The sequence below is a fragment of the Bradyrhizobium sp. S3.2.6 genome, assembly GCF_040546885.1.
GTDB lineage: Bacteria > Pseudomonadota > Alphaproteobacteria > Rhizobiales > Xanthobacteraceae > Bradyrhizobium > Bradyrhizobium cytisi.
In genome coordinates, this window is record NZ_JBEPOS010000048.1 from 1 (window position 1) to 12524 (window position 12524).

The 12524-nt window shown below is 58.6% G+C and carries 7 protein-coding genes and 4 pseudogenes; 3 read left to right on the forward strand and 8 right to left on the reverse strand.

Annotated features, from left to right (window positions below; all coding sequences use genetic code 11):
- Positions 1–339: 339 nt before the first annotated feature.
- The 4 genes and pseudogenes from ABID58_RS36835 to ABID58_RS36850 form a co-directional block, all read right to left on the reverse strand.
- Complete coding sequence (locus ABID58_RS36835; RefSeq protein ID WP_354037730.1) at positions 340–1431, reverse strand: TlpA disulfide reductase family protein; 1092 nt, start codon at positions 1429–1431, stop codon at positions 340–342.
- An 836-nt stretch (positions 1432–2267) separates the two neighbouring features.
- A pseudogene (locus tag ABID58_RS36840) lies at positions 2268–2856 on the reverse strand (IS630 family transposase); the annotation flags it as partial.
- A 339-nt stretch (positions 2857–3195) separates the two neighbouring features.
- On the reverse strand, positions 3196–3390 hold the full coding sequence (locus ABID58_RS36845; RefSeq protein ID WP_354037731.1) for a hypothetical protein: 195 nt from the start codon (positions 3388–3390) through the stop codon (positions 3196–3198).
- A gap of 377 nt (positions 3391–3767) precedes the next feature.
- On the reverse strand, positions 3768–3926 hold the full coding sequence (locus tag ABID58_RS36850) for a transposase domain-containing protein (protein ID WP_354037732.1): 159 nt from the start codon (positions 3924–3926) through the stop codon (positions 3768–3770).
- A gap of 432 nt (positions 3927–4358) precedes the next feature.
- Here ABID58_RS36850 and ABID58_RS36855 point away from each other — a divergent pair, with 432 nt between their 5' ends.
- A complete protein-coding gene (locus ABID58_RS36855) occupies positions 4359–5597 on the forward strand; it encodes a cytochrome P450 (RefSeq protein ID WP_354037733.1) in 1239 nt (412 codons plus the stop codon).
- Between the two features lie 943 nt (positions 5598–6540).
- Positions 6541–6708 (forward strand): hypothetical protein, encoded by a 168-nt coding sequence (locus ABID58_RS36860; protein WP_354037734.1) that lies wholly within the window; start codon positions 6541–6543, stop codon positions 6706–6708.
- Between the two features lie 145 nt (positions 6709–6853).
- Here ABID58_RS36860 and ABID58_RS36865 read toward each other — a convergent pair whose 3' ends face one another.
- From ABID58_RS36865 to ABID58_RS36875, 3 genes and pseudogenes are all read right to left on the reverse strand, one after another.
- Complete coding sequence (locus ABID58_RS36865) at positions 6854–8179, reverse strand: DUF3422 family protein (RefSeq protein WP_354037735.1); 1326 nt, start codon at positions 8177–8179, stop codon at positions 6854–6856.
- 2501 nt (positions 8180–10680) lie between these two features.
- Positions 10681–11306: pseudogene (locus ABID58_RS36870) on the reverse strand (NAD(P)/FAD-dependent oxidoreductase); the annotation flags it as partial.
- Positions 11307–11429: 123 nt separating this feature from the next.
- Positions 11430–11570 (reverse strand): annotated as a pseudogene (locus ABID58_RS36875) (IS66-like element accessory protein TnpA); the annotation flags it as partial.
- Positions 11571–11629: 59 nt separating this feature from the next.
- Between ABID58_RS36875 and ABID58_RS36880 the strand changes: the two are divergent.
- A pseudogene (locus ABID58_RS36880) lies at positions 11630–12025 on the forward strand (IS5/IS1182 family transposase); the annotation flags it as partial.
- Positions 12026–12141: 116 nt separating this feature from the next.
- Here ABID58_RS36880 and ABID58_RS36885 read toward each other — a convergent pair.
- On the reverse strand, positions 12142–12524 hold a 383-nt coding region (locus tag ABID58_RS36885; protein WP_354037736.1), incomplete at its 5' end, for a LuxR C-terminal-related transcriptional regulator.

The window sequence follows — 12524 nt, forward strand, 5'->3', positions numbered from 1 at the left end:
TCCCAATCCCTGCAATCTCAATACCTCCGCATCCGAAAAAACGACTCCCGCTCAGTCGCTTAGAAACTTGCTCACGGACGACCAAGCAGTAACCAGACACCCAGCAAAGACGGGCCGCAGGGCGTCGCATCGCTAGTTGTGAGCTAGGTCTTCCTTGTGACCCGCGTGTCGCAATCGCCCTGAATGATTCTGCTGGTCGCGAGCGCTTCGAAGGCGCTTACATAGCCCCGATCGTGCATCTTCGACTAACATCCCCCTTCATGTCTGCTCCCGCGGCTGCACTTTGGGAGCTCCAGCCGACGATTCCTGCGAAATCGAACAAAACCCGCTGCAACAAACCTACTCGCCCCTGTAGGTGGCCAAGGTTTGGACCAACTGCGGCAAATAATACTTCTTCATAGCGTCCGGCACTTTCGGATCGGCTAGTCGTGTCATTTCCCGCTCTATCAGCTCGATCGCGCGTTGCTTGTCACCCTTCTCGTAGGAATACTGAGCGAGCGCCCCATGAGAATAGAAGTTGACGCCACCGCTGGCTTGCCCAGGATTGAGGATATGTTCCGACACATCCTTGCCGATCGCAAAGCGTTCCGCACGCGGAAGGTGGGCCTTATCGTTCTCCCGATCAAACAGTTGTTCCATGACGAAAATCAGCCCACGCTCAGCCTCTGACTGTTTCTTAATCGCGTCTCGAACCATTTGGTGTAAAACCTGGAAACCGGTCGCCGTGTCGCGCATTTTGTGAAGCAACAGATCCGCATGAATCTGCCGGAAGATGAGAGTGTCCGGCATGGCGGCAATGCCCTTCTCGACCGCTGAGAGCGCTGCCGGCCAATCCTTTGCTTCCATTGCCGGTTTAATCGTCTCGAGGATCGGGAGTGCGCGCGCTAGGCGTTGGTCTGCCGCGATCCGTTCCGCATCAGTGGCTTTAGCCTCATCGCTGCCGCGCCAAGTGTCGTTGAAAATTTTCGGCAAGACGGCGTCGATGTCGATCGGATGACCGATAAAGGCAATGTGGCCGTCGCGGTCGACGATGAACAATGTCGGAACCCCGAGAGAAGAGCTGGCATCCATCCAAAGCTTGTTCATTTCGCCCGTACTGTCGAACCCGATTCGATAGTTCAGATTTGAGAATTTTTCAGTCAACCAGGCGTCCAACTTGGTGCGAGCCTGATCCGGCGTTGGTGCTTCTTCACTAGCTGCGATTCCGACGACCTCAAGCCCTTCGTCTTTGTATTCTGATTGCAGCTCTATCAGATGAGGGATCGCCCGCACACATGGGCCGCACGAAGTTGACCAAAATTCGACGATGTACACTTTCCCTGGCTGGAAGTTCGTGAGGGGCGCGCCACGCAGCCAGTTCTCGACTTTGAGCGAAGGAGCGGGGGACGCCAAGCATAGCTGCTGCATGAAATTCTCTTCAAAGTTACTCATTGCGCGACCTTGTCGGTTCACCTTTAGCAATCACCGTGCCAGGCTGTCCGTGCGCACTAAGCACATGACAACGCTTTGAAAAACATCCACACGCCCAGTAAGGTCCCATGTATGTAACCGGACAAGCCGCGTCGGCGTCGGATTTCGGGCACGCATCGCGACCTTCGTGCCGCCAGAAGATCGTCTTGCGATGTGCATCAGCGAGCCGCGCTGCACCAGTAGGAGGCGCGTGAGAATACGGATGGTGCCCGCTGACCGACAAATTCCAAGGGTCCGGCCGTGGACAACAGCGGTCAGCATCGGATACGGCACTATCTTTCCGTACCGAACCAGCAAAGCTGCCTGTCGGCGCGGCCCAGATGACCGCGGACCGATCTCGAGATCGGAATCGCAAGCACGAAAACTGGTGCGAGCATTGTTGAACATAGGGAAACCAACTCAATCTCGCCAGAGCGAGGCGGAGAATATTGAATTCGAACCCGCGGCACATTGGCTTGCATGCCCCGTAGATGGGCACCGTGGACGCGGTCTGTCTGGTTAACATTCGCCCCACATCCTCGAGAACGCGTTGGCCAGGCTGACTGAAGATTCTGTCCGACGAATATGTCGAACCTTCTTAGTTCCCTCGTCAACGCCTTCAGTCTCCGCGCGAACAAGCCAACGGCTTCGCGGCGCTAGCAATACAACCACTGACCCTAGATGAGCCTCATGACTCGGTTGCCGCTCGCGATCGCGTGAATCGCCTAAGGAGGTGAGGCCTGGTAGATGCGTGCAGCTGCGCGCCTGCTCAATGTGCCGCTCGCAGATCAGGTCGATCACTCGCGAGATGCACCTGACTGACGCGCCTCGCCGATGAGTTGCACCGGGCTTTCGTCGAAGCACACGAACGGCCGCTTGGCATCGGGCGCTTCGGCATAGAGCTCGAGCACGTCTTCCATGCGGGCGATGTATTCGCCATCGACCTTCGGAATGCACCACATGTCCTTGCGCCAGGGCTTGAGGTCATTTTCGGCCAGGCGCCGCCGAACGTCTCGTGCGTCAGGCTCCTGTGCTCGGTGAGCTTGACCATCGCGCCTGCCAGCAGCTCAAGCGTCCAGCGGGCGCGGCCCTGGGGTGGGCTGGTACAGGCTGTCGCCACCAGCAAGGCTTCTTCCTTGCTCGTAAGTTTGCGCTCCGCTCCGGGATGCGGCTCTTCGCTCGGCGCCCGCTCCAGATTACCTTCCACGAAGCGTCGTTGGTCCGGTACACGGTCGAGCCGCCCACCCCGACGCTCCTTGCGATCTCCTCGTCGCTGGCGCCGGCATCGGCGGCTAGCAAACTCTGCGCTCGCTTGAGCATGCGCGAGACATGCTTGCCCCCGTCGAGCAGTGCCCTGAGTTCCGTGCGCTCGATTTGGCCGAGGTCGACCCGATAGCGTACATTCATGGCGTGCCTCCGTGTTCGAGGCACGCACAAACAACTGAATCGGATGGCCGGCGTGAGTCCTTCGGCAGAACCCTTCACGCCCAAGCAGGGGCAGTACCTCGCCTTATCAACCGCTATACGCGGCTGCACCGCAGACCCCCGGCCGAAACCGACATGCAGGAATATTTCCGCGTCAGCCCACCCTCAGTTCACCAGATGCTGTTGACGCTGGAAGGAGTCGGCGTCATCACAAGGCAGCCAAGGACTCCTCGCAGCATCGAGGTTCTCGTTGATCCGAAACTCCTGCCCGAGCTAATCTGACCGCCGGTCGCAACCGGTCAAACTCACTGCGCAGAACCACTAGTACTGGCGGATGGCCTCGAGGGGCGGCGGAATATCGGCGTAGGCGCGCCGCGTCTCGCGGCCGCTTTGTGGTGCTCCGAGCAGCGACTGTCCCTGATCGTCGGCACGGTGCAGCAGAATAGGCAGAAGCAGGCCGTGATTTACGTTGCTGGCGTCCAGCAATGGCGCCCACGCCGATAGTTTGAATCGCATCGCGGCATAAACCTCCTGACACCAAGGTCGCGAATCGACGTCGCGATTGCCTTTGCGGCGGTGCATCGGCTCGAACAGGCGATGCGTGGTCGAAAGGATTTGGCTGATCTGGTTATGGCGCAGCGCAACGGCGGAGATCGCGGCAAACTCCGGGGTGCCGCCGTGGTTGAAAGCATCGGCATCAATGGAGCAGCGGCCAGATCCAGTCGAGCGGGCTCATGACATCGGTCCGGCCACGATCGCGGCGACGTGACCGTCGAGCATGGGAAGACTTGTGGCCGCAGGATGCTGATCGACGCGAGCCCGGAGCCATCGTTTGAGCACCGCAATCGGCATCGCGGCGGCGGTCATCGACGATGCTTTATGGCGACATGGGCTCACGCAGCGGCCTGCGCAGCGCGCTGGCGGGCCGCCTTCCAGTTCCAGGCGAGCAACTCGTGCAGCTGATGGCTCTTGGTTCCCCCAGAGGCGACGCGCTCCAGCACGTCAGTCAGGCAGACCTGCGGGTCGAGCTCATGGAGCTTTGCTGTGTTCACGATCGACTCCAGGGTCGCCCAGCTCTCCGCGCCACCTTCGCCGCAAAGGGCGTGCCTCCCCGAGAGAATGAGGATAAGCGCCTGCGTGCCATAGCTGCGAGTGCTTGCGCTGCGAGTGCTTGCGCTGCGAGTGCTTGCGTCCTGAATTTATTACCACAAAAACACGCGTTCGTACACCTCCCAAGCCTAATAGGAAAGCTTCGCTCGCTTTGCCATTATTCTTCATCGACAGGGGCCGAACCAAGGTCGACCCAACTTCGCCGTAACATGATTTTAGATTTCAGAGCTCTCGCGAACCCGAGCCATGGACATGCGTCACACATTGTTAGTGCACCGCCCAAGCTCGCTGTGTTTCGACCGAGCTTTCCAGCGAACTCTAGAGCGCACTCAGCTGAGCAAGCAAACTTGCAGGCCAATCTCCGCGAGGCAACCATGATAGCACTATCGGCAGAGAACGCTTGCGAGAGTGCTGATATCCCGCTGAGCCGCCTTGATGTAAGCGCGCCCAAGCGCTTTAAGGATGATACCGTTTGGCCTTGTTTCGCGCGCCTGCGAAGGGAAGATCCCGTCCATTATTGCGAAGACAGCCCATACGGACCATATTGGTCGATAACAAAATACCGCGACATCATAGCCGTGGACTCAAATCACACAATATTCTCATCAGAGCGAAGCGTCACAATTGTCGACCCGCCGGAGGAGTATTGGACCCCCAGTTTCATCAAAATGAGTCCTCCTGTCCATGCTCAGCAGCGTAAGACTATCAGTCCGATAGCGGCATCGGAGAATCTGGCGAATCTTGAAGGCTTGATTCGCTCGCGGGTTCAGAAGATCTTGGACGGTTTGCCGCGCAATGATACCTTCAACTGGGTCGACAGGGTCTCGATCGAGTTGACGACCCAAATGCTGGCCACGCTGTTCGATTTTCCATTTCAAGATCGACGGTTGCTGACCTACTGGTCGGACGTAGCTGCCTTGACGCCACAAATGGGCGACCAGATCGACAGCTGGGAAAAGCGAAAGGTGGTGCTGTCGGAGTGCCTGGACTATTTCACACGGCTTTGGAGCGAACGGGTCAATTGCGAACCGCGCGGTGACCTGATCTCGATGATGGCGCATTCGCCGGCGACGCGAAACATGGAGCCGCGCGAGTTCCTGGGCAACCTCATTCTGCTGATTGTTGGAGGCAACGATACAACGCGCAACTCAATCAGCGGTGGCGTCTTGTTCATGAGCCAAAATCCGTCCGAACTGCGAAAACTCCGAGATGACGCTTCGCTACTGCCCGGGGCGGTATCCGAGATTATACGATACCAAACGCCTATCGCGCACATGCGCCGGACGGCTGTGGACGATTTTACGATAGGCCACAAGCAAATCAGGCGAGGCGATAAAGTTGTGATGTGGTATATCTCTGGCAACCGAGACGACGAAATCATTGCGAACCCCAACAGCTTCATCATTGATCGAGACAATGTACGACAACATCTCTCATTTGGATTTGGGATTCATCGTTGCGTGGGTAGGCATCTCGCAGAGCTGCAGCTGAAAATCCTGTGGGAGGAGATGCTGAAACGATCTCTGGAGGTAAAGGTGGTCGGGGAACCGGAACGAGTTGAATCTAATTTTGTACACGGTTATTCCGCACTGCCGGTGCAGATTCCAGGTTAGTCTCGGTTGCGAGCGACATTCAACACTGATCGTGCAGAACCGGCGGTTAGGATCACGGCCTGGTGGAGACCAGTTGTCTGGGTAAGTTCACCGGCGTTGCGTTGAGGGCTTGTGGTTTTTTCGAAGAGTGCGGACAGGGCCACAGCGTCGTTATCCGGTCGAAGACCCTGGCCGGCGGTTCCGATACGTCACGCCGCCGATTGTCGCATCGTTGTTACTGGAGAGCTTGGCGCCGCGCGCCGCACGAGCTCGGGAAATTGGGCCGACGATGTTCTTGGCCCGTTTAATATTCTTGCGGTCTCTTGCGCTGGCGTCGCACTGACGAGCTGTTCGTACACGAGAGGATATGTCGCGCCCTCGATGTTGATCAGAAAGACCCGTCAATTGGGTCCAAGACCAATCTTGCCACCAAGGTCGGGTCAGAAGCAGCCTGCAGTACGGCTGCGAGGCCAACACCACCACTTTCGCCTGCAACTACAGCGATAGCTAGCCCTCGGATTTGCCAGACGTTTCATCACGCTGATTGAGTCCTCGTCGTCGATAGTCATCAAAACATTGGCTGTGCGCGAAAGGATGCTCCAAGCGACGAGCGAAGGCTCGTAGCATTCGAGCGTCGCCATCAAGGGCGACCGCGACTGGCGCGGCTTTGGAACGAAATCCTCCAACCGCTTCATCGTGCTGCTCCATGAACACGTCGCTCCCGCGCATCGAACCGTTTCGCCAAGGTGGATTGGCAGTCTATCTTTGGCGTAGATATTTCAGCAGCCTGCTAGGCGCCCGCCGCCACGTGCGGGCGACGCCTGCATCAACCGGCGGGCAGATGCGCTAAGGGCGACAATTCCAGGGGCCTGAATCTGGCGTGCTCACAAACTTGGAAGCCTGGAGTCACTGAAGACAGCGAATGTATCTCTGGCGACAATGGCAGACTCGGCACAAGCGATTCATGGAGCTTCGCCGCCTCGGCATCGCGAAGTTCGCCGCATCGATTGCCGCCGGGGCTCTGGCGAATGTCCGGGCACCAGCGGTGCAGCACGCCCTGCGGAATCACTTCTTTGACGCTCGCGGTCTCTCCGAATATTGGTTCCTCGGCCAGCTTCACTCGGTCGAATAGCCGCGGTACGGACCCGTATGCCAGGTAGTGAGGGAAGGGTGGCGTCGCGAGACGTCCCCTCCGGATCAATTAAAGCGCATATACCGGCTAACCCGTCGAGGCTCTGGCGGCCGCGTCGCATCTCGACTATGCGAGCCAAGGGGCATTAGTTACGAGCTACCGAGGCCGCGTCGTCGTGCTTGAAGTGTCGCTTTCGGATCTTGTAACTCACCAGCCAGATCACGCCCACGGCGATCGGGACGAAGACTGCGGTTAGGAACGAGGGATCTACTCCTAATCCGACATCGTGCGCGCCCTCGGCAAGGTATTTAAACAGACTGACCACGTAATATCCAATCGCCGCGACCGACAATCCTTCGACCGTGCACTGCAGCCGAAGTTGCTGCCTCGTGCGCTCATTTATAGCCTGCAACAGGTCATGATTCTGTTGTTCGATTTCGATGTCGACACGGGTTCGCAACAGATCGGCGGCACGCGCGAGCTTGACCGACAGAGCCGCCTGACGCTCCTCCACGGTCGCGCAGGTCCGCATCGCCGGCGCCATGCGGCGCGCCAGAAACGACGACCAGCTCGGATAGCCCGAGATGTCATTGCCTTCAATGATGGATAGTCGCGATTGGACCAGCTCGTCATAGGCCCTGCTGGCGCCGAAGCGAAACAGGCCACCGGTCGCACCTCTTTCGAAGGAGGCGGCCAACGCCGTCAGCTCGGCAAGCAGATGGTTGTTGAATTGCAGCCCCTCACCGCTTTGCATTTCTTCGAGCGCTTGAACAAGACGGCGGTCGATGCGATCAACAGACGGTGCAAGCTCAAGGGCCGCCGACAGGCCAAGCAGCGCCAACGGACGGTAGGTCTCGATTTCCAGGAGCCGTTGCACCAGCGCTCCGAGATCGTGCGTCGTCATTCCGAGGTCGCAGACGAGGATTTTCGTAAAGCCGTTTTCGTCCACGCGGAAGTCTGAGGCGACAACGCCTGCACCGCTCTTTGTGGCAACCATGGCCAGGCTATTCTTGTCAAAAATCTGTTCGGCGCGCTTGGTCGGCGCGGCGCCTTGCTCCACTTCTAACCTGATCGCGACCAGCAATTGACCCGTCTGCCGCAACGCTCGGATCAGCGATCGGACGGTATCATCAATGTTCCTGAATTGGTGAGCGGCAGGACCATTTGTGTTAGTCCAGATCCAGGTGAATGTTGTAAATTCCGAATGCTGCTCCCAGCGTAGCATAGCGGGCCCGATGACAATCTGATGGTGTTTCGCCGATTGCGCAGGCGGCCGCAGATTGCGCTCCAGGCAGAAATCGATAAAACGGCAGCGATCGATTGCGGCCGCCTCGCCTTGCGCAAGAACAGCGAAGTGGATCACGCTGAATGGCGAGACAAGGCGCGTGAAAGGGCGCGCGTGCACTTCGCCGAGCACGGCGTCGCGTTGCGGATGCGGCTTGAAGGTTCGCAAATCCAGTTCATCGATCATCTATTGACGCCTCGCTTCAGAGTTGAGAAAGCAACCGTCAGCCTTGACGCGAGAGGCATTGGCGGTGCTGGAAACCGGGTGCGCGCGGCAACGCGCCGATCAAGTCATGTCGAGATCGATACCGAGGTCGCCTTGAGATTGGGAAAGAGGTCTTGCGGGAGCAGGATCAGGCCGAGCAAATTGAGGCGGAACAGCCTCAGCCAGGCTTCGACTGACGCCGTCAACGACGTCTGTCGGGTACGGTCCGGTGTCTATGGCGAAATGTCGGCATTGTGGATCAATGCGTGTAGCGGTGCGCCAGCAGGCCGTTCCGCGACCTCGGCAGTGACGTGCGGCACTGTCCGACGAATGCTTAGATCGACGTGGACATGGTTGTTTGTCTCCGAATCCCACGGACATCGCCCACCACCGAAGGGTTGCCCCGTGCAAGTAAGGATGCGCCGGCCCTCTTTTGAAAACGGGTTTTCGATGACATAACCGACGCCGCGCGCGCCGGTGGCAAGCGGCAGCGTCTTCCGTTCTCCCAGCGGGGTGCAGGCACGCGACCTCCGGTGCGGCTACCGCATTCTCGATTGACAGATCGATGCCCAAACACGACTCCCATCCTGTTGCCGCCGCCAAACTTCCTGGCCCGGAGAGCCGCTGCAGGATTTGGGCCAGCACGATAGAAGGGGCACGCTCGCGTCTTTCCTTGTGCAATGTGGCTTCCGAACATAGTCGAAGGCGGGTTTCAGACATTAAGCGCGCTTGTATTCCGACAGAAACCGCCGGTGGCGCAGGCCAAAGGAAATTGCCTGTTTCGGCAAGATGATCGCTGCCCGGCGCGGCCATTGTTTGAGCGGCCACGCTGTCGTCGGAATTGTCGATGCAGAGCGGGGAGAGTGACCGCGCCCCGACCCGCGGAAGGTTTGCCGATGGCTGATAACGTCACATCGAGCGAGGATGACTGGATCACGGACCCAGAGCGCTCGCCGTCCTCTCTTTGTCGCATAGAGTAGTGCAAGCGTCGCGTCTTGACCGATTATTGCAGGGAGGCACTTCCATCGAAGAGGCCGTTCGGTGCGCTCGATCCGAACAGAGCTGACATCAATGAAATCGCGGCGATAGCGCCGAGAGGCCCGCCCAACGCATTCAGTCGTGATTGGCTCTTTGTCCTGACAGGCGCAGATTTCCGCTAGCGATCACTGCCTCGTCCACACGCTCCGCTCACGAGAGTCGCCGGCCGTAGCTGTGATCCGCCATTATTTGGTCGATCACTCACCACGATCGCCACGTATCTGGCCGTTCATGAAAAGCGATTGCTTGCTTTCATGACCGGGCTGGGGGACGATGTCACGGCAGACTGCCGTTTTGAGCTCGTGCCGCCACCAGATTGTCCGAGCGAGGGACCGGCGGTGCGCGATCGGCTGCGTGCGGCGTCATAGGCCGGCGCAGATCCTGATTATCGGCGGCCTTCATAAGATGATCACGCTGGTGCAGAGACTGCTGCCATCGATACAACATCCCAGCGCGTCGTGTTCAGCATTCCGCGGCGACAATGACGAGGCATGGTAGCGGCCGGAGCGTTTCGTGTCGGAGGAGCTCCGCGACCGGCAGCTTGAAGACAGATCGCAGCAATAGGCGCCGCGCGTCTGCAAGGGGTCAAAGGACTTGTACGGGGCGATGCGTCAAGGCTTTTCGTTGTGGCCATCTCCTTGTTCGGCCGGGCTGCTGCGCGCGGCGTTCTCATTATACTTGGGCGACGCGCCGAGGGTCTTGCGCTGGGTACCCCTTGTATCTGCACGGCTATCATTTGTGCGATTGAAGCAGCTTAGCGGCCTTTGGCCGATGGCCACCGGCCAAAGCGCGTGGCGATATCGCCCGAGTCGCCCCGATGGGCCTTCGGCCACCCTCGACAGCCGCGGCGCGTAGCGGCCAGCGAAACACAGATCGGGACGAGGAGATATCGCAAAGCCGCCAGCATCGCCGCAGGCGAGGTCTTCAAGGGCTTGGACCGGAAAGACGCGAAGCCCGAGGCGAGGCGGCAAGAAGCAGCGCACCACGCTTGCGACCCTCAGGTGGTCCCTACCAGACGTCCTTGACCGAACGTCAAGTCATCAATTGGAAGCCAGCAATGTCGGCACTGCGGCTCGGGCTTCGGGATCACGCCGATAGCGGCGTAGGGGACCCGACGCGACGGCAGATTATGGCTGCGGTCGACAGGTCGCCAAGGCCGGCAAGCGTGGGACCGCCTCTCTTCTTGTGCCGCCTCCAGCGCGCCGAATGAGCTGTCCTCCGAGGTGATTGCCATCGCCGATTCACATATCGGAAGCAGCTTTCTTCATGCCATCCCGAGCCCATTTTCGTGCCGACGTCAGCTCCGCGGCAGAGAAGGACTGCCACGTAATTACTCGTTCGTTCGCTCGGTCAAACATACGTGTAGTCGATGGCATCGGGACTCAGATCGCGGCATCGTTCCATACTGCTGCGAAGAAAGAGTGCCAACCGAGTTGCCCAGGCGATCAGAACCAGGAATCCATCAGGTGAAAAAGCTGGGAGGCCGCCGTATAAAATGCTACCTGAGCTACACGAAAACGCTGGCGTTCAACGGCAGTGACCGGCAACGGCAAATCGTTCTCCGCGATCTGCCCCAATACGTACGAAGCCAAAATACTGCCAAACACTGTGCCTGGTGCGATTCCGCGGCCGTTATAACCACTGAAACCGATGACGTTGCGATGCAGCTTGTGAAGCCGGGGCAAGTTGTCCGACGTCATTCCAATCATGCCAAACCAGCCGGTTTCAAACTGGACGCCCGAAGTCCTGGAAAAAGTTTGCGCAGCGATCTTTGGGCCCAGGCCCGGTGAATACATTGCCCCATCCCCACAAGCGCACCAACACTGCCAAACACGAGCCGCCCGGAGCGATCGAGGCGAAATGAAGAGAGGACCTCTCGAGTGTCCCACACACCCTGCCGCTCAGGAAGGATCGACTTTCTCAGATCGGCGGGCAGAGAAGGCGTGGCAAAGTTGAAATAAGGCCGTTGAATCTGTTCCTGGCGTACCTCAGACCAAAGTCCTTTGCTATAAGCATCCGTCGCGACGACCACCCAGTCGGCCTCTACAGATCCGCTTTCGGTGCCGACTCTCTCGACATCAGCGGAAAGGAGAACCCGCGCAAAGCCAGATTGCTCGCCTTGAGGGCTAATTGGCTCGGCACCGAACGACCGCCGCCATGTCATCAGCAACGAACGTGATATGCCATAGCGTCTTGCTGTCGACGATATCGCCCGCGGTCCCTCAAAGCTTTCGGTTACGATCCGCAGCTTCTCGTCATCTGACCAGCGTCGACGACGACCAGTCTCGATCACCTCAAGCCGTTCAAGCTGAGTACTGCGCTTATGGCTGTCCATAAGGACCGTTACGCACCAATTGGACTAATCCAACAAGGCGGCCCTCGCCGGAGGGAGACCTTGCAACCGTCATTCCAGAGATGGAAGCGCTGATCGGCAACACTATCGAGCGCGCTCTCCTCGACAAGGGCTATTGCTGCCACAGCGCCCCGCCCGATTACAAGTTTAGGGTGTTCATCTCAGGACAGAAGCGGCGGGTGACGCCACAGACCAAGCGCGAGCTGCGACGGCGCTCCGCCATCGAGCCGGTCATCGGCCACTTCAAACCCGAGCACCGCATCGGCCGCAACTAACGCCAAGGTGACACCATCAACGCCGTTCTCGCCGCCGTCGGCGATAGCTTCCGCCGCCTAATCTGCTGGCTCAGGCTCTTGTTGTGGCAAATCATCGGCACCCTCGCGAAATCCACGGTCAATCAGCCTGCCAATCAGGATTCTTCACGGCCGACTAACTAACCGCTGGGCTCACAACGGGCCGCTACTTTCGGCAGATGCGGATCCCATCTCATGGAGAAGTCATAGCACCGGATGTTATACGTGCCGCCGGCACAAGTTGACAGCAGCAGCACTCCCTAGTCCAAAAGCTTGAGGCGGCGCGCCTTGATAGCAGCTTGGATTCGGCTGGACACTTCCAGCTTTTGCATGACGGTCTTGATGTGAAAATCGACGGTGTTCCGGCTGATTCTTAATATCATCCCTATTTCCCAGGACGATTTGCCCTCCTCTACCCACCGCAAGCACTGCTTTTGCCGTGCGGACAGCTTAACGACTTGCCCATCGATCATGTGTTGCTCCTGGAGTGACTGGAACGCGATCAGCAAATGCCGTACCACGCGACGGAGATCGCAAACTCTCCTGCCAACACAAGTCTTGGAGCACCAATCAGCTGCCGATCCAACTGCAGAACCATCGGCTGTTGAAGCGATTGCGACATACGTCGTAAACGCGACAGCAT